Source organism: Syntrophorhabdaceae bacterium, assembly GCA_035541755.1.
In the GTDB taxonomy this organism is placed as follows: Bacteria; Desulfobacterota; Syntrophorhabdia; order Syntrophorhabdales; family Syntrophorhabdaceae; genus PNOF01.
In genome coordinates, this window is sequence record DATKMQ010000164.1 from 1 (window position 1) to 17,269 (window position 17,269).

The following is a 17,269-nucleotide window of genomic DNA, read 5'->3' on the forward strand; positions in this document are numbered from 1 at the left end:
ATGGCAGACCTCATGGAAGACGAGGTCACGGCTGAGGTAAAAAAGCTCGTTGCATCAGGCGCAAGCCCCATGGACATCCTCGATGATGCAGGGCAAGCCATGGCGATCGTAGGAAAGAGGTTTGAGACAGGAGAGTACTTCATCCCGGATCTTATGATGGCAGGAGAGATTCTCAAAGGTATCTCGGAGATCGTCAAACCCTTACTTGAGAAACAGGGCCCTCCGCAGAAGAAGGGAAAAGTACTCATCGGTACCGTGGCAGGAGACATCCACGATATCGGCACCGATATCGTTCAATTCATGCTCGATGTCTCGGGCTACGACGTTCTAAACATCGGCATCGATGTACCGGTTAACGTCTTCGTGGAAAAGATCAAAGAGTATCACCCCCAGGTGGTAGGACTCTCCGGATTTCTCACCCTTGCGTTTGACTCCATGAAGAAGACAGTAGAGGCCATAGAACAGGCAGGGTTGAGAGACAAGATCAAGATCATGATCGGCGGCGGTCAGATCGATGAAGAGATCCGAAAGTATGTGAAGGCCGATGCCTATGGTAAGGATGCCATGGCCGCGGTAACGCTCTGTAACGGATGGATACAGTAAAGAATCCATGCGTGTGCGTGATGAGTAAGGATGAGAGGTAAGAGGTCTTAATGAAAAAGACGCCTCAGGAGCTATATCGGGAGCGTGAGAAGCGGGTACTCGATGCAACCCAGCTTAAGAAGCCTGATCGGGTTCCCATTATGGTCATGTTCGGCTTTTTTCCCGCACGCTACGTGGGCATGTCGGTAAAGGAGTTTATGTATGATCCCGACAAGCTCTGGAAGGCGCAATGGAAGGCGCTCACCGACTTTGCGCCGGATATGGACCAAAGCCCCTACGGCCTGCGTTTCTTGGGGCCGCTACTTGATGCCCTTGATTTCAAACAGTTGCTCTGGTCCGGCCACGGCCTCACATCCGATCACAGCTACCAGTTCGTCGAGGGCGAATACATGTTGGCCGAGGAGTACGATCATTTTCTTTTAGATCCCTCTGACTTTATAGTGAGACGTTACTGGCCCCGCGTGTGCGGCGCACTCAAGGGACTCGAAAAACTAAGACCCCTGCACAGCATCATTACCTACTATATGGGTTTTGGCACGGGACTCGCCCCGTTCAGTTTTCCCGAGGTGGAACAGGCGCTTGAGGCGTTAAAGAGGGCGGGACAGAAATCGGCTCAAATCGCCTCCTACGGCAGATTATACTCGGAAAAGGCCAAAGAAGCGGGGTTTCCACTTCAGTCGGGCGGGATCACGCAGGCACCGTTTGATACGCTCGGCGATTTCTTTCGCGGTACAAAAGGGCTCATGACCGATATGTACCGGAGACCGGCCAAGGTGATTGCAGCCTGCGAAAAACTCCTTCCCATCATGCTCGAGATGGTCGTTGCCTCCACCAAAGCATCCAGTAATCCGCGGGTCTTCATCCCGCTGCACAAAGGGCTCGACGGCTTCATGTCGGAAGAGCAGTTCAAGAAATTCTTCTGGCCTACGCTTAAGGAGCTCATGATTGCGCTCATCGATCGTGGATTGACGCCATGTCCGTTGTGGGAAGGAAACTGTACGTCTCGCCTCAACATCATTAAAGACGTGCCTCAGGGCAAGGCTATCTACGCCTTTGAAGCGACCGATATGGCCCGGGCAAAACAAGTCCTGGGGGGCACGGTGTGCATTCGTGGGAACGTTCCCCTCTCCATACTTGCCACGGGTACGCCCGAGGACGTAAGGGCATATTGCAAGAGATTGATAGATGTGGCCGGGAAAGACGGAGGATTTATTCTGGATGCCGCCGCAGCGCTCGATGATGCGAAGACAGAGAATGTAAGAGCAATGTTTGAGTTCACTAAGGAATACGGGGTCTATTGAACCCTGAAAAAGGGTCCTTAAGCCGCGCAAGGGGAGATGATCTTACGACCCGGCGGCAACGGCCCTTATATCCCGGGAGGTATAGAATGTCTTACGATGCAACCAAAATGGCAGACTGGCAGATTTCCGAAGCCGCCGAAAGCCAGATGAAATCCATATGGCAGCTCCAGGAGGAAATCGGCCTTACAAAAGATGAGATTATTCCCCACGGCAGGATTGGGAGGGTCAATTTTGCCGCGATCATGGAAAGGCTCAATAATAAACCTGACGGCAAATACATTGAAGTGACGGCCATTACGCCGACACCCCTTGGCGAGGGAAAGACGACCACGTCCATGGGGCTCATTGAGGGTCTCGGTAAAAGGGGAAAGAGCGTGGGAGGCGCCATACGGCAGCCTTCTGGCGGGCCCACGATGAACGTCAAGGGGAGTGCCGCAGGGGGCGGTAACGCCCAGGCCATACCGCTCACGGAGTTCTCACTCGGCTTGACCGGTGACATCAATAACATCATCAACGCCCATAATCTGGCCATGGTTGCCCTTACGTCGCGGATGCAGCATGAAAGGAATTACAACGACAAGGAACTTGCCATGCGAAAACTGCACCGTATCGGAATCGACGCCGGCAACGTCCAGATGGGGTGGGTCATGGACTTCTGCGCCCAGGCATTGCGCAGCATCGTCATCGGATTGGGCGGCAGGATGAATGGGTTTACCATGGAGTCCCGATTTGATATCGCGGTGAGTTCAGAGTTGATGGCCATTCTCTCTATCGCAAAGGATCTGAAAGACCTGCGCCAGAGGATCGGTAAGATAACGGTGGCGTACGACTACAAAGGAAGGCCTGTTACGACCGAGGACCTGGAAGTCGCCGGAGCCATGACCGCCTTCATGCGGGAGAGCATCAACCCGACGTTGCTTCAGACTATAGAAGGACAGCCGGTGCTCGTTCATGCAGGACCATTTGCCAATATAGCCATCGGTCAGTCATCGATTATCGCGGACCGCGTGGGACTTAAACTCTTCGATTACCATGTGACGGAAAGCGGGTTCGCTGCAGATATCGGTTTCGAGAAATTCTGGAACGTGAAGTGCAGGATCAGCGGGCTTACCCCGAACGTCTCGGTCATCACCGCCACCATCAGGGCATTGAAGATGCACGGCGGCGGCCCGAGGGTTGCGCCGGGCATACCGCTTGCGCCTGAATATACACAGGAGAACCTGGCCCTGCTGGAGAAGGGGGTCGCGAATCTTATCCATCACATCCGCACGGTAAAACTCTCCGGTATGACACCTGTCGTCTGTATCAACAGCTTTTCCACGGATACGAAAGAAGAGATTGCCCTCGTGCGCAGGTTCGCCGAGGCTGAAGGGGCGCGCGTAGCAGTATCGGAGCACTGGCTCAAAGGCGGTGACGGGGCCCTGGAGCTTGCTGATGCGGTTATCGATGCGTGTGAAGAAAAGACGGATTTCAAGTTCCTCTATCCTTTGGAGATGCCGCTTAAGGAGAGGGTCGATCTCATTGCCCAAAAGGTCTACGGGGCCGGCTCCGTGTTGTGGATCCCCGACGCAGAGGTCAAACTCAATCGCCTTCAGGCCGATCCTGATAAACGCGACTATTTCACCATGATGGTCAAGACTCATCTCAGTCTGTCTCATGACCCTGAACTCAAGGGGGTGCCCAAGGATTGGAGATTACCGGTCAGGGATATTCTCGTGTTCACGGGCGCAAAATTCCTCTGTCCGGTCACCGGCGCAATAAGCCTCATGCCCGGCACAGGCTCGGACCCCGCATTCAGACGGATAGACGTAAACACGGAAACGGGCAAGGTTACGGGGCTATTCTAAGCCCGCTCCTGCACAACCGCGTGAGTTTGTGTTAAGCTATAAAAAAACAAAAAAGGGGTGCTAATGTCGGCCAGAATAATAAGCGGAACAGAGATCGCTTCTCAAATAAGGGAAGAGATAAGAACGGAAACGATGCGTCTTAGAGAAGAACGGGGTATCACACCGGGTCTTGTGACGATTATCGTGGGCAAGAACCCGGCATCCGTAAGCTACGTCACGGGAAAACAGAAGACCGCCAAGGAACTCGGCTTCTATTCCGTGCAGGAGGACGTGCCGGAGGAGGCATCAGAGGCGACCCTCCTTGAACTCATTGCCGGATACAACGGCGATCCGAAGATCCACGGTATCCTCGTTCAGTTACCTCTGCCACGCCACATCAACGAAACGAGAGTGCTCTACGCCATCGATCCGGATAAAGACGTAGACGGCTTCCATCCGGTGAATGTAGGAAGGCTCATGATCGGTGACGCCAAGTTCTATCCCTGCACACCCTACGGGATACAGCAGATGCTCATACGAAGCGGCGTTACCATCGACGGTGCGGAGGTCGTTGTCGTAGGCAGAAGCAATCTTGTGGGGAAGCCCATTTCCATGATGCTTGTCCAGAAAGCGAGTGGTGCAAACGCCACGGTCACCATGTGCCATACGGGCACAAGAGATATAGCCGCGCACACAAGGCGGGCCGATATCCTGATCGTAGCGGCAGGCAGGCCGAAAGCCATCACCGCCGATATGGTAAAGCAGGGGGCGGTAGTTATCGATGTGGGGGTGAATCGGATCGGTATGACGCCGGAAGGAAAGGCCAAACTCTGCGGCGATGTGGATTTTGAGGCGGTGAAGGAAAAGGCATCGGTGATCACGCCCGTTCCGGGTGGCGTGGGACCCATGACCATAACCATGCTCATGCAGAACACGCTCAGGGCAGCTAAGTCGTAGAGCGATGAATGCTCCGTGTCTTAAGCGTTCAAGATTTTTTGAGGAGGTTACATGGAAACGCGAGTAGTAAGCGCTAAGGGTAAAGAGGTTATCATCTCCGATAATCTGCCCACCGTCCTTATCGGGGAGCGGATAAACCCGTTCGGCAAGGGTCCCATCAAACAGGGAATGGTAACGGGCGATATGGGGCCTATCGCCAAAATGGCGGTGGAACAGGTGCGCGACGGGGCTGATATCCTCATCATCAGCGTGGCCGCCTTCGGCGTGGATGAGGGCGTTATCCTCCCAAAAGCTGCCGCGGCGGTTATGGAGGTTGTGGATGTGCCCCTGTGCCTGGAGAGCAGAAATCCGGCGGCGCTCGAAGCTACTTTGAAGCTTGGATGCGGCAAGCCCATTATCAGTTCCGTAACCGGTGAAAAAGAACACCTCGATGCCCTCCTTCCGCTGGTAAAGAAATATGATACCTCGCTTGAAATCATAGCATCCGATGCAGCGGGCATACCGAATAACGCTGCGAAAAGGCTCGAAATCCTCACCTCCATTGTGGAGCAGGCAGGACAATTTGGCATCGGAGCGGACAGACTGATAGCCGACTGCATAGCAGAATCGAGCGCCGTAAACAGTGCCGCGGCGCTGCTCACGGTCGAGACCATGCACACGGTAAAGCGGGCGCTTTCGTTGAACCTCGTGCTCGGGGCAAGCAACGTCTCTTTCGGTTTGCCCGAAAGGCCGGTGATCAATGCCGTCTTTCTTTCACTCGCAATTCAGGCCGGGCTCAACTGTGCCATAGTGAATGCGGCAAAGATGAAGCCCTATATCATGGCTACCGATCTCTTATTGGGCCGGGACGCGAGAGCACGCCGCTATACCACCTATTACAGAAAGATGAAAAGTGCGTGAGCACCGTGAAACTGTCATTAATGCCCTGAGTCACAAACCCGTGGCGTTCGTGCCCCGGGGAGAGCTCTTTATCCGAAGCGATTTCCTCGATAGATACTTCGGGGGCGTGAGTGGGGGATTCATAGGACAATTAGAGGCGGCGGCGAGCGGATTGGGACTGTCTCTCGTTGGGATAGACCTAAGCGGGGAGTCATCCCGTTCGTTTTTGTCGCGAAAGGCGTATCAACCCCTTAAGGACTACTTTCTCACGGGCGCAACGAACGGCCCCGTCTCCCGTTTGATCGAAGCGTATGGATTCCGTGACGCAATGTTGAGTCTACGAAAGAAGCCTGATCTCTTCCGGGAAATGGCCGCCCGGTTTCTTAAGGAAGCGAGAGATACGGTGCGAATGGCTGTGAATAATGGTTTTTCCGCCATGGCCATGGCCGATGATATAGCCGGCAATAATGGACTTCTTTTCTCGTCCGGTCATTTCGCTGAGCTCATACTGCCTGTGTATCGTGATTATGCAGCCATCGTGCGTGAGCAGGGACTTTTTCCGTTTATCCATTCTGACGGCGACATGAAGGCGGTCATTCACCTTATCGCCGGTGCGGGCTATGACTGTCTACATCCGGTGGATGCGCAGGCCAGGATGGACCTTGCCGAATTACTCGAAACATTCGGTAAGCACATCTCGTTCATGGGACATATTGACTTGCTTGCCTGGAGTGTAGCGCATATCAGTGACGAGGTTCACCGCGCCGAAGAAGAATTCAAACACGGGGGTCTCATCCTCGGCACCACGGGAAGCATTCCGGCTGACATACCGGAAGAGAAACTGCGCGCCTTTTATCCCTTGTGGGAAGGGTAGGGGTATCTTCATGAACAAGGTCAGGGTTACTTTCGCACCGTCCTTCAAAGAGGTCGCCATAGAGGAGGGGAAGACCATCCTGGAAGCGGCACGTGTTGCCGGCGTCTATATCGATTCGCAGTGTAACGGCAAGGGCAGGTGCGGCAAATGCAGAATCCGCGTGGCTCAAGGCGGTGTCACTCCTCTTGTCGATCATGAAGCTCAGTTTGTGAGCCCCTCGGATAGAGAAGCCGGATATCGGCTTGCCTGCATGGCTCGCGTCTTGGGTGACGTGACGGTCTTCGTGGCAGATGAGAACCTCCTCACATCGTCAGCCGCAAACAAGGTCTTTTCAAAGAGAACCAAAAAACTCAATCCTGCCGTAAAGAGTTACGTAATTGACTTGACGAGGGAAGGAAATGGCGGGCACATCTTATTTCAAGACGTGGTAAGACACCTTGCCTTGAAACACGGTCTTCATGACCTCACAACAGAGGTGGACTGGCCGGGCGAGATTGCGAAAGATACGAGAAAAATAACGATCTTCGTATGGATGGACAAAGAGGTGATCGCGGTAGAGAGGGGAGAAGATGAGCGCGCCCTAGGAGTTGCACTTGACGTGGGTACAACCACGCTCGCGCTTTATCTGTGCGACTTAAAGAGTGGCAATATCATTGCGAGCGGTTCGGTTACCAACCCCCAGGTGCTCTTTGGTACGGACATCATGTCACGCATCGCTTACTCTGTTGACCACCCCGTTACAGGTCTCAAAAGGATGCGGGAGGAACTCATCCGCTCGATCAATGTGGTGATAGAGCGGATGTTACGGGCGAGCGGTTTTAAGCCCCACCAGATCCTCGACGCGACCGTTGTCGGTAACACGGTGATGCACCACATCTTCTTAGGCATCGCCCCTGACAAACTGGGGCTCTGGCCGTTTGAACCCTCTGTCACCTCCTCCGTGGATGTGCGAGCCCGCCACCTGGGGCTTGCGATGAACCCTTATGCTTACGTCCACGTGCTTCCCGTGGAAGCGGGCTTTGTGGGGGCGGATAACGTAGGGGTTCTGCTCTCCGAAGAGCCCTACAATCACGACGAGATATCTCTCATCATAGATTTGGGCACAAATGGCGAACTCGTACTCGGTAACAGGGAACGCCTCATGTCCTGTTCCTGCGCCACGGGCCCCGCCTTTGAGGGCGCCGAGATATCCTCGGGCATGCGGGCAACGGCGGGCGCCATAGAAAAGATACGCCTCAACCCGGCCACGAACGGGATCGATTACGCGGTGATCGGGAGAAGAGGGTGGGCGAGCGAGCACACACGTGGAAAGTTAAAACCGGTGGGCATGTGCGGCTCGGCCATCTTAGACGGTGTCGCACTTCTTTCCAAAACGGGGATCATAGGCAAGAATGGGGCCTTTACTAACGCAGCCGGCATAGAAGGACTGAGAACAGGGCCTACGGGCATTAAAGAATTTCTGTTCGTGCCGGGCAGTCAAACGGGCACAGGCCGTGACATTGTCCTCACTCAGAAGGACATCCGCCAGATACAGCTCGCCAAGGCGGCACTCCATGGCGGCTGCAAGGTCCTCATGCGCCATTTCAAACTTGATTCCATTGAGCGGATCGTGATCGCCGGCGCCTTCGGCCTTCATATCGACAAAAAGAACGCGCTCATCATAGGACTCTTTCCTGATTGCCCGGTCGAAAACATCCTGGTCGTGGGAAATGCGGCGGGACACGGGGCATATCTGGCGCTCGTCGATCGGGACAAGAGGCAAGAGGCCGACTGGATAGCACGCAGGGTTGAGCATATAGAGCTGGCGCTGGAAAAGGAGTTTCAGCGTGAGTTTATTAAGGCCCTTTCCTTTCCAGGATAGTATGGGGTGGAGGCCGAAGGGCTTTTCGCGCCTGACTTTGTCAATCTGCGGGCATTCATTCTTCGACGCACATGCAAATCATTTTTGGAAATTGATGTCTTTGACCATTTCCCGGAATTGATAATAGAATATAATAATATATAAAAGGCTCACGTTCAGTGTCGGGTACACTTCCCGTAGCCTGCAGGAATCCCTTGCAACAGGGCTTAGCTTCCGGTATGGTTCTTGGCGGATGACTCCATGATTGTTTGAATTGAAGGAGGGGCTATGAATATTTCTATTGAGTATTGCGTTGCCTGAAACTTTCTTCCTCAGGCTTCCCGTGTGGAAGCAGAGTTAAAGATGAGCTATCCCAAATCAACTATCATATTGATCCAGGGCGCAGGCGGCGTCTTCGATGTGAAATGCGACGGCAAGCTGATCTACTCCAAACAGCATATCGAAGGGCGAAGATTTCCCCAACAAGGGGAAATCACGAAATTGGTTGAATCAGAGATCGGCTAAGGCGCGGAGCCATTGAGACCGGCTGGTGTAGCAGGCTACCTTCCGTGGCCTGCCTTTGTCTAAACGATTTTGTCGTTGGATCTTACCGCGTCTACACGGTGAAACCACGGACAGACTCATCCAGTTTTACAGAAAGCACATTGAGTTCCACCGCGGCCTGGGTGACCTGCTCGGCAGAGTTAGATGATTCTTTCGTCACCGCGGCCACCTCTTCGATGGAGAAGAAGCAATTGTCTACTCCTTCTCATATTGTCGGTTCGTTTATGTAAGGAACTTGCACAAACGGTTCGTATCTTAATTGAAATATTTTTGTCAATACTGAGTGAGATCAATAACCGCTTGGGGGACCGTTAAAACACCACCACACGGGCCGTCCGTCACAGCCCGCGTAAGGATAACCCTTGTGATAGGATTGATTCGAGGGTTCGGAATTCTCATCCATGCTGGCGCACCCGCCTGCTGCTAAAAGCCAAAATGCGATCATCGTGAGCGCGAAAGCTCCTATGACTCCCCTGCCCATTTTTTTCATACGTGCCTCCCTGAAGAACTTCCTCAAGACCAATATAATGCCGCAACCATTTGAGTACAACAGGGGGGCGTAAAGAACGTTTTTGAGGTCTCTCAGTTAGAGGAGGCCGGCAATAATCGCGAGTCCATTGATGAAATAGGCGATACGGACATACTTTCCATACCTGTCGAGCAGTACCCATTCATCGGTCTTATGCGCGATGCCGATGAGTTTCACTGCGAGCGGTACGCTCAGGGAGAAGGCAAGACTATACCACGAGAGCAGTCCGAAAACCATGAGCATTACTATGCTGAGATAGATCAATACGAAAAACAGAACGAGCCCCTTGAACGCGCCCCTTTTGCCGAGCCTCACCGCAAGGGTGCGCTTTCCCGCCGCCTGATCGGTTTTCATGTCAGGCAGGCTCTGATAGTAGAGAATAAGCGCTACCATAAGTCCTACCGGGATCGAGACACAAAGGGGTATCACATCGGGGCCTCCCGTGATAACCCAGTATGTGCCCACGACCATGATGGGTCCCATATTGATTGCCACGAAGAGCTCGCCAAGTCCTGAGTAGCCGTATCGGACAGGTGGCGCCGTGTAGAAATAGCTGCTTGCGGCTGCGAAAAGGATGGGCACGGCGAGAAGATACAATTTGAAAGAGAAGACAATGAAGAATGCAATGGCAAAGGCGAGTATATAGAGGATTATGATCACCCGCAGCATAGTCCCGGGCGTGATTTTTCCCTGCTGGATCACCCGTGATCCGCCGATGGCCTCTCCCGAGTCGGTGCCCACAAGGTGGTCGAAATAGTCATTGGCCAGGTTTGTCAAAAGATGCACCATGAGGGAGCCGAGAAAAACGAGGAGAAATCGCCAGGGCCTCACCATGCCATGATATTTGATAGCGAGCGCCCATCCGATGAAAAGCGGGATAAAAGTGGCCACGTAGAAAGGCAAACGGCTCGCCTGAAGCCACGCCCTCAACTTTCCGCTCGCGAAAAACGTCTTCATCCGCTTACCCGTCCCGCCTCTAAGCCCGCTAATTTGCTCACTGCGACTGCGTTGTTTCCCGGTTGTAACACGACCGCACTTTCTTTCCGGTCGTTGGGTTCAGCCTTGCTCTGTACCTCGTTTGTTTCTTCCTTCTTCTGCCCCGCGTGGAGCCACGTGACGCCGCACGTGAGGGGATATTTCTTAACCATGGTCATGCCGGCTTCCTCCATCATCCCTGCGAAGGCGTCCGGCGCAGGAAAATGCATGATCGAGTCGGCGAGGTAATAATAAGCGCCCCGGTTGGTGGAAAATAATCCGGCAAGCACCGGAAGCAGGTAATTCAAATAGATATAATAGAGAAATTTGAAGAGCCGGTTTTCTATAAAAGTCATTTCCAGGATCATGATCTGTCCCCCCGGGGCGGTAACGCGGACCATTTCTTTTAGAGCCGTGAGCTTGTCGGGGATATTTCTTATACCGAAGGCCATTGTGGTCACGTCGAAGCAATCGTCTCGAAAAGGTAGCCTCAATGCATCGCCCTCAATGAATCTGATCCTGTGAGCGAAGCCTTTTCTTTGGGCTTTTTGCGCGCCCGTCGCAACCATCTCGTAAACGAAATCCACACCCGTCACGACGACCCCTGGATATTTGCGCGCGATGCCGATAGACAGATCACCGGTGCCGCATGCCACATCGAGCGCCCTTCCCGCTTGGGGAATGCTCATTTTTTTGATTAAGAAACGGCGCCAGGCCACATCCCGGCGAAGGCTGAGCAGGCGATTCAGAAAATCATACTTGCCGGTGATCGTGGAGAAGATTTCCTTGACCATACCGATGCGCTCGTCATCAGTGGCCTTGCTTACCGGAGGATACCTGTATCCTACTGGCTTTTCCATGTGCAGAACTTCCTTTCGAGAAGATCGAAGAACTCATAGAGCACGATACCCATGATGGAGAGGGAGATGATACCTACGAACATGGTCGCGTAGTCGGCCCTTCCCCAGGCGTCGATAATGTAGAAGCCGAGCCCTTTGTTCGTGGCGATCGATTCTACGAAGAAGAGTACTGCAACGGCAGTTCCCGTGCCGATGCGCAGTGACGTGATGACCCCGGGAAGACTCACGGGCCAAACCACATGAATGTAATAATCGAGGCGTGTGCCCCCGAGGGATCTAAAAGAATAGACGATTTCATCACTGATCTTGCGGGCGCTGTCCCGGGTGGTGATAAGAAGCTGAAAAAAGATGATCATGGTCAAAAGCACTATCTTGCCTGTGTCTCCGATGCCGAAAAGGACGAAGACGATAGGCATCAACACGATCTTGGGGATAGGATAACCAAGATAGATGAGCGGGGCGAAGAGTCTGTCGAGTTTCGGGTTACTGCCGAGGACAAGTCCCGCGGGGACGGCAAGGATGAAGGCGAAAAATAGGCCTGAAAGCATCCTCAAAACGCTCACCTCCACATGGACCCAGAAAGAGACCTTGGCGATTTCTTTAAATCCTCGAAGGAACACGAGAAAGGGGTCCGGGAGCACGTTGTTTCCCAGAATCACGGAAAGTACGTACCAGAGGGCGTAAATGAGTAGGATCGTAATAACGTAGATTCCAGCCTGTCGTCCTCTCACGCGGTCTCCTCGAGTGTCTTTCGTAGCGCCGTGGTGAGTTCGAAGAACGATCCTTGGTCGCGATAACCCACTTCCCCCATGGCAGGGTTGTCGATGATCATCTTTATGCTGGGGGCGTCGTTGGCGAGTACGATGATCCTCTTTCCCAAAAATACCGCCTCTTCGATGTTGTGGGTCACAATAATGAAGCTGAACTGCCATCTCTTGAATGCCTGAAGCAACTGGTTCTGCAGTCTCTCGCGGGTCACCGTATCGATAGCCGCGAAGGGCTCATCAAGCAGCAACAGGAGCGGATTGGTGAGTAGCGCCCTGGCAAGGGCCACTCGCTGACGTTGCCCTCCTGAGAGCTGCGTGGGATAGAGATGATCGAGACCCTCGATGTCGAGCTCTTTCTTGATATTCTCGAGGCGTTTAGGGGAGACCTCTATGTTTCTCAGCCTCGCGCCGAGCGTAATGTTTGCCCCTGCCGTCTTCCATGGGAAGAGACCGTATTCCTGAAGCACGAGTGCGATGTCACGGTGAGGTTCAGTGAGCGGTGCGTCACGGAAAACTACAGAACCGGTTGTTGATTCAAGGAGTCCGGCTATAGCGAGGATGAGCGTTGTCTTGCCGCAACCGGAAGGGCCGACGATAGCAAGCGAATCACGGACGGGCATCTCAAAATTCACCCCTTGCAGCACGGTCTTGTGCCCTTTTTCCGTGAGGTATGTCTTGCCCAGTTCCTCGACGTGGAGGAATTTACGGTAAGAACCCATCTGCAACCATGTCCTTGTATGTCATGTTTTTTGTGATGATCTGTTTTTCGCTAAGCCACCTGTAGACATCCATGACCTGATCGGCCGCGGGGATAGCGAGCTTGGGAAATCTGGGGATCGGGAAAGAACCCTGGAGGGGCTCGGGCATTTTGCAATCCCGGTTCATGATCGCACGCACTTCGTCGGGGTTCTTATTGATATACTCCGATGCCCTGTTCAACGCCTTGTGGAAGGCTTTCACCGCCTGGGGATTCCCGTTCAGGAATCTCTCGTTGAACGCGAGCACCGTGGCTGAAAGCCCCTGACCTCTGTCGTCGATCAAGGCTTTTGCCCCTTTGGTTTCGGCGAGCGTTGCGAGGGGTTCAGGCATGAGCGCAGCGGGTACCTGGCCGGATAAAAGCATCTGGAGGCGAATCGGGATGTTCTTTACGTCGACGAGATTGATCGCATCTTTGCTTATTTTGCGGCGCTCAAGGAGCCGTACGATAAGATAATCTGCAATGCTGTTAGAGGAAGTGGCAATACCGGCACGGGCGAGCTCTGCGAGGGTCTTGTCTTTTGCCTTCGGTGATGCGAGGATCGCAAACATCCGTCGGTCACCGGTCGTATTGAAGTTTACGGCCACCATTCGCACGCCGGCCCCGTTTGCCTGAAGCACCATAGGTGTCATGAGGTCCCCGAAATAGCCGATAATCTGGCCTGACGTGAGGGCGATATCTTTTTCCAAGGCCGAATTAAAGAGCACAATCTCTACGTTGAGCCCCTGTTCTTTGAAAAAACCTTTCTCGCTCGCCACGAACAGCGGGAGCGACTGCAGAACGGGAATGGTGCCGAACTTGATTGCCACAGGGAGAGCGGTCATTTTCGTGTCTTCTCGTGAGTTGCCGCCGACGGGGAGCGCAAGCACGCACACGATGACGAGTATGCCCAGGCGTTTTATTGAATTCATAAAAGACCACCCCGTTGTCGTATTATTTCCTGACGCACGCGTCCTTGCCTGCGATGTCAAAATCCGATCTGTGCAAGAAACTTAAGCACCTCTTCTCTCCATATCTGATTTCCCTCGGCGCTATGGAAGAGCAAGTGACCATCTTTTCTGAATGCGGCGAGTGGAATCAGTTTCGCCTGGCCCCCGTTCTTCTGATATGCCTCGTAAGCCCTCCGCGCCACATCAGGCGGGAAATAGCTGTCATTTTCCGTATAAAACCAGAGCGAGGGAACCTTCGTGGTCCTGGCAAAGTTGCCGAACGCATCTGCCATCTCAATATCCCAGCGCGTCCTTGAAGTAACTTTGAGACCGCCGGCAAAATTGATGATCCCCTTTACATTGGGATCGGCCAGGCTGCCATACGCTAAGGACGCCAGTCCGCCGCCGGATTGTCCGACGAGCACTATGCGCTTTGGGTCAACCGCTGGCTGCCGACTCATGAAATCCACAGTTGCCTTAATATCCTTTGCATCCTCCAGACCGAATGTATGGATCGTCGAACCGACAGAGTTGTTCATGCGGCCGCCGGATAGCCCGTAACCCCTTCTCATGGGGATAGCGACCACGAAACCCCGATTGACGAATTCCTGAGCCTGGGCGCTGAATCTCTGCCGGTATTTGACTTCGGCGGCTTCTGCCTTATCAAAAGGCACGCCGTGGCTTAAGACGATGAGCGGAAACGGTCCTGCGCCGTCCGGCTGAAAAACAGTAGTCTGAAGCTTGATTTCCTGGGAATCATTTTGCATGGGAACAAAGACCACGTGCTCATTGAGAAAGACTTTTGCGTCTTGAGCAGTTTGAACAGAGGCCTTCCTCCCCTCCATAAAGTCATCGATTGCCTGAGCGAGCTGCCCCTCAAGGCCCACAAAGCCGTGCTTTGTGAGCGAGCCGCAAGGGTCTTTGTCCGTGTCAGGCTTGCCTCCTGAGAAGGGCACAAGACCGAAGGAGTATTTTTCAGCGACCTCTTTTGCCTCTAAGAACGGCGAAGAGTCGCATCCGTCCTCCATATGATGTAGCGCAATAACGGGGATCTTGATTCCCGAATGGTCATAGGCATGCAATTGATTGTAATCGGCCCCGGCGAGGATAACGCCGCTTATGTTCGCAGCCGCGCCTTTGGCCGAGAAGAGCGCCGATATGCCGCCAGACCCGCTTGAGCCCATATAGATCTTCGTAGAAGGATACCGGTTCTTCAAGTCCTTCACCACCCCTTCAAGATCGGTGAGATGGGCCTTATCTTTGCGGAAGTTGGTATTGATGCCGTCAGCGTGGTCAGACGGGACATCGATGAAAGCGAGTCCGATTGACCGTTCCCGGAAGAATGGCGCGAGTCTCATGAAGGTATTGGCTCTTAACGCATGGGTTATGGTTCCGTCACTCTTCTTAGACAACTTCATGAGGCCGTTGCCTCCCGGGATAACAAAAAGTATGCAGCGCATCTCTTTCACGTCCGGGGTATCGATAAGATAGGTGAGGGTGATACCACGGCCATTCGCATCGTAACGGGTCGAAAGTGAGACGATCTCCTGCCTGGCGAGGGCGCATTCAATACAGGAGCAAAAAATGAAAATGAAGGTAAAAACGGTGATCCATCCCGCGAGTTTTGCGACACCTTTTCGCATGATAGCCCCCTCCATCCATGAGGTTAAGAATCGCATTTTTAACTCCCTGTCATATTGCAAACTTAGAAAGATGCATTAAATTTATCACAATCCGCATCCATAAAAAAGAGCTTTCCGGCTTGATCTTTTCGCCATATCGAGTACGAAAAAGTTTCTTCTTGTGCGACTCTTAAGGTTTTTTGTATGATAATACAAGCGGAGAAAAGGATGGAGGCGATGAAAAGAGGATCGAGAAAACGACCGGTTTGTGCGGATATGGGTACGATACGGCTCAAGGATAGAGTCGCCATATTGACGGCAGCAGCGGGGGCCGGGATCGGTCAGGCCACGGCGCGTGCCATGGCACGCGAGGGGGCGCGCCTTGTGGTCACGGACGGCCACGAGAAGCGGGCGAGCCGTGTGGCGCAGTCTATCCATGATGAGTACGGCGTTGAATCGATCGGCATTCGATGCGATGTCACGAACTTGAGAGAGGTGAAAAACGTGGTCGGGGCCACACTCGACAAGTTCGGACGTATCGATATACTCTTCAATAACGCAGGAACGAACCGTCCGGTGCAGATTGTCGATATGAGCGATGAGACCTGGGACCTCGTCATCAACACCTCGCTTAAAGGCACTTTCTATTTCACCCGCGAGGTTTTGCCGGTCATGATGAAGCAGAACGGCGGCCGTATCGTAAATATCACGTCTGTCGCCGGATATCGGGGCCTCAACGGAGGTCATGCCCATTATGCGGCGGCCAAAGCGGGGGTTATGGCGTTCACGAGGTGTCTCGCCATGGAAGGGGCCCCGTACCATATTACGGCGAATAGCATCGCTCCAAGCTTCATCTTCAACGAATACATACCGAGTATCTATCCCGAGGAAGAGATCCAAAGGATGTTTGCCGAGATACCATATCCGAGAAAAGGAACGCCCGAGGACATCGCGGGCACGGTCTTATTCCTTGTGTCCGATGAGGGGGAGTATATAACCGGTCAAACCATCTGTGTAACAGGCGGAAGTTGGATGAGGTGATGACCGATAAAGGACTCAGGAACAAGCATGGGATGAGGCAGGGAAAGAACGTCACGTTCACGGAAGAACAAAACCCCCGGTCGGAAAAGATCGATCTATCCTCCATTCAAGAAATCGTCGATGTGATGAGTGAGGAAGATATGCTGGCCGCACGCGCCGTGACCAAAGCGAGACCATCCATCTGTTCCGCCATAGAAGAGGCGATTCGTGTGATCCGCTCCGGCGGACGTCTCGTTTATCTCGGCGCGGGCACGAGCGGGAGACTCGGGGTGCTTGACGCCTCCGAGATACCCCCCACTTTCAGCGTGCCGGCCCGAACCGTGCAAGGCATTATTGCGGGCGGCAGAAGGGCTCTTACTCGGGCGGCAGAGGGCGCAGAGGATGACGAAGATGCCGGTATCAGAGCGGTATCAGGCCTTACAACAAACGACATGCTTCTCGGTATATCGGCGAGTGGCAAGACCCCCTTTGTCATCGCCGCACTCAAGGCCGCGAAACTCTCTCACGCCCGGTGCTGGCTTTTGACGTGCAACGATGTGGCCTATCCTTTTCTCAACGGCACCATCTTCGTTCCGGTGGGTCCGGAGATCATTGCAGGCTCCACCCGGCTCAAGGCGGGCACGGCAACAAAAATGGTCCTCAACATGATCTCGACAGTCACCATGATCAAGCTTGGACGGGTCTATGACGGATATATGATCGATGTGGCGGCGACGAACAAAAAATTAAAGGAGCGCTCCCTGACGATCGTCCGAAAGATAACCGGCTCAGGCGAGAAAGAAGCCGAGACCCTTCTTATGAATGCAGGTGGCCGCGTCAAGGTCGCGCTTCTCATGAAGCTCAAAGGTATTACGCGCAAAGAGGCGGTAGGGCGCCTGAAAAAAGCAGGGGGATCTTTCAGGGAAGCGTTACGGTTTTGAATATGAGTGGTTATATTTGAAAATG

At 53.5% G+C, this 17,269-nt stretch carries 16 protein-coding genes and 1 pseudogene; 10 read left to right on the forward strand and 7 right to left on the reverse strand.

The window, feature by feature from the left end; all coding sequences use genetic code 11:
- From VMT62_15665 to VMT62_15700, 8 genes and pseudogenes are all read left to right on the forward strand, one after another.
- Positions 1 to 603 (forward strand): cobalamin-dependent protein (locus tag VMT62_15665; protein ID HVN97867.1); only part of this gene is annotated, 603 nt, incomplete at its 5' end.
- Between the two features lie 50 nt (positions 604 to 653).
- On the forward strand, positions 654 to 1,904 hold the full coding sequence (locus VMT62_15670) for a uroporphyrinogen decarboxylase family protein (GenBank protein ID HVN97868.1): 1,251 nt from the start codon (positions 654 to 656) through the stop codon (positions 1,902 to 1,904).
- An 86-nt stretch (positions 1,905 to 1,990) separates the two neighbouring features.
- The gene (locus VMT62_15675; GenBank protein ID HVN97869.1) at positions 1,991 to 3,751 is read left to right on the forward strand and encodes a formate--tetrahydrofolate ligase; all 1,761 of its coding nucleotides are present in this window, start codon (positions 1,991 to 1,993) and stop codon (positions 3,749 to 3,751) included.
- Between the two features lie 63 nt (positions 3,752 to 3,814).
- Positions 3,815 to 4,687 (forward strand): tetrahydrofolate dehydrogenase/cyclohydrolase catalytic domain-containing protein, encoded by an 873-nt coding sequence (locus tag VMT62_15680; GenBank protein HVN97870.1) that lies wholly within the window; start codon positions 3,815 to 3,817, stop codon positions 4,685 to 4,687.
- 51 nt (positions 4,688 to 4,738) lie between these two features.
- Positions 4,739 to 5,587 carry a dihydropteroate synthase gene (locus VMT62_15685; protein HVN97871.1) on the forward strand — a complete coding sequence of 283 codons (849 nt, stop codon included), beginning with the start codon at positions 4,739 to 4,741 and terminating at the stop codon, positions 5,585 to 5,587.
- On the forward strand, positions 5,580 to 6,440 hold the full coding sequence (locus tag VMT62_15690; protein ID HVN97872.1) for a uroporphyrinogen decarboxylase family protein: 861 nt from the start codon (positions 5,580 to 5,582) through the stop codon (positions 6,438 to 6,440). The genes VMT62_15685 and VMT62_15690 overlap by 8 nt, the downstream gene beginning before the upstream one ends.
- A gap of 10 nt (positions 6,441 to 6,450) precedes the next feature.
- Positions 6,451 to 8,301 carry an ASKHA domain-containing protein gene (locus VMT62_15695; protein ID HVN97873.1) on the forward strand — a complete coding sequence of 617 codons (1,851 nt, stop codon included), beginning with the start codon at positions 6,451 to 6,453 and terminating at the stop codon, positions 8,299 to 8,301.
- 315 nt (positions 8,302 to 8,616) lie between these two features.
- A pseudogene (locus VMT62_15700) lies at positions 8,617 to 8,805 on the forward strand (Rdx family protein).
- Between the two features lie 328 nt (positions 8,806 to 9,133).
- Here the strand turns inward: VMT62_15700 and VMT62_15705 are convergent.
- The 7 genes from VMT62_15705 to VMT62_15735 form a co-directional block, all read right to left on the reverse strand.
- On the reverse strand, positions 9,134 to 9,334 hold the full coding sequence (locus tag VMT62_15705; protein HVN97874.1) for a hypothetical protein: 201 nt from the start codon (positions 9,332 to 9,334) through the stop codon (positions 9,134 to 9,136).
- Between the two features lie 96 nt (positions 9,335 to 9,430).
- A complete protein-coding gene (gene menA / locus VMT62_15710) occupies positions 9,431 to 10,330 on the reverse strand; it encodes a 1,4-dihydroxy-2-naphthoate octaprenyltransferase (protein HVN97875.1) in 900 nt (299 codons plus the stop codon).
- The gene (locus tag VMT62_15715) at positions 10,327 to 11,208 is read right to left on the reverse strand and encodes a ubiquinone/menaquinone biosynthesis methyltransferase (GenBank protein ID HVN97876.1); all 882 of its coding nucleotides are present in this window, start codon (positions 11,206 to 11,208) and stop codon (positions 10,327 to 10,329) included. The genes menA and VMT62_15715 overlap by 4 nt, the downstream gene beginning before the upstream one ends.
- Positions 11,193 to 11,939: an ABC transporter permease gene (locus VMT62_15720; protein ID HVN97877.1), complete on the reverse strand. Its 747-nt coding sequence runs from the start codon at positions 11,937 to 11,939 to the stop codon at positions 11,193 to 11,195. Before VMT62_15720 ends, VMT62_15715 begins: the two co-directional genes overlap by 16 nt.
- Positions 11,936 to 12,694 (reverse strand): ATP-binding cassette domain-containing protein, encoded by a 759-nt coding sequence (locus tag VMT62_15725; protein ID HVN97878.1) that lies wholly within the window; start codon positions 12,692 to 12,694, stop codon positions 11,936 to 11,938. The genes VMT62_15720 and VMT62_15725 overlap by 4 nt, the downstream gene beginning before the upstream one ends.
- Positions 12,678 to 13,643 carry a MetQ/NlpA family ABC transporter substrate-binding protein gene (locus VMT62_15730; GenBank protein ID HVN97879.1) on the reverse strand — a complete coding sequence of 322 codons (966 nt, stop codon included), beginning with the start codon at positions 13,641 to 13,643 and terminating at the stop codon, positions 12,678 to 12,680. The genes VMT62_15725 and VMT62_15730 overlap by 17 nt, the downstream gene beginning before the upstream one ends.
- A 56-nt stretch (positions 13,644 to 13,699) precedes the next feature.
- A complete protein-coding gene (locus VMT62_15735; protein HVN97880.1) occupies positions 13,700 to 15,304 on the reverse strand; it encodes an alpha/beta hydrolase in 1,605 nt (534 codons plus the stop codon).
- A 216-nt stretch (positions 15,305 to 15,520) separates the two neighbouring features.
- Here VMT62_15735 and VMT62_15740 point away from each other — a divergent pair, with 216 nt between their 5' ends.
- Both VMT62_15740 and murQ read left to right on the forward strand, forming a co-directional pair.
- Positions 15,521 to 16,324 carry an SDR family NAD(P)-dependent oxidoreductase gene (locus VMT62_15740; protein ID HVN97881.1) on the forward strand — a complete coding sequence of 268 codons (804 nt, stop codon included), beginning with the start codon at positions 15,521 to 15,523 and terminating at the stop codon, positions 16,322 to 16,324.
- Entirely contained in the window at positions 16,324 to 17,244 is a 921-nt protein-coding gene (gene murQ, locus VMT62_15745; GenBank protein HVN97882.1) for an N-acetylmuramic acid 6-phosphate etherase, read from the forward strand. Before VMT62_15740 ends, murQ begins: the two co-directional genes overlap by 1 nt.
- The last annotated feature ends 25 nt before the right edge of the window (positions 17,245 to 17,269 follow it).

Coding starts and splice junctions, on each gene's coding strand:
- VMT62_15670 (HVN97868.1), top strand. CDS start 654: ATGAAAAAGACGCCTCAGGAGCTATATCGGGAGCGTGAGAAGCGGGTA.
- VMT62_15675 (HVN97869.1), top strand. CDS start 1,991: ATGTCTTACGATGCAACCAAAATGGCAGACTGGCAGATTTCCGAAGCC.
- VMT62_15680 (HVN97870.1), top strand. CDS start 3,815: ATGTCGGCCAGAATAATAAGCGGAACAGAGATCGCTTCTCAAATAAGG.
- VMT62_15685 (HVN97871.1), top strand. CDS start 4,739: ATGGAAACGCGAGTAGTAAGCGCTAAGGGTAAAGAGGTTATCATCTCC.
- VMT62_15695 (HVN97873.1), top strand. CDS start 6,451: ATGAACAAGGTCAGGGTTACTTTCGCACCGTCCTTCAAAGAGGTCGCC.
- VMT62_15705 (HVN97874.1), bottom strand. CDS start 9,334: ATGAAAAAAATGGGCAGGGGAGTCATAGGAGCTTTCGCGCTCACGATG.
- menA (HVN97875.1), bottom strand. CDS start 10,330: ATGAAGACGTTTTTCGCGAGCGGAAAGTTGAGGGCGTGGCTTCAGGCG.
- VMT62_15715 (HVN97876.1), bottom strand. CDS start 11,208: ATGGAAAAGCCAGTAGGATACAGGTATCCTCCGGTAAGCAAGGCCACT.
- VMT62_15725 (HVN97878.1), bottom strand. CDS start 12,694: ATGGGTTCTTACCGTAAATTCCTCCACGTCGAGGAACTGGGCAAGACA.
- VMT62_15730 (HVN97879.1), bottom strand. CDS start 13,643: ATGAATTCAATAAAACGCCTGGGCATACTCGTCATCGTGTGCGTGCTT.
- VMT62_15735 (HVN97880.1), bottom strand. CDS start 15,304: ATGCGAAAAGGTGTCGCAAAACTCGCGGGATGGATCACCGTTTTTACC.
- VMT62_15740 (HVN97881.1), top strand. CDS start 15,521: ATGAAAAGAGGATCGAGAAAACGACCGGTTTGTGCGGATATGGGTACG.
- murQ (HVN97882.1), top strand. CDS start 16,324: ATGACCGATAAAGGACTCAGGAACAAGCATGGGATGAGGCAGGGAAAG.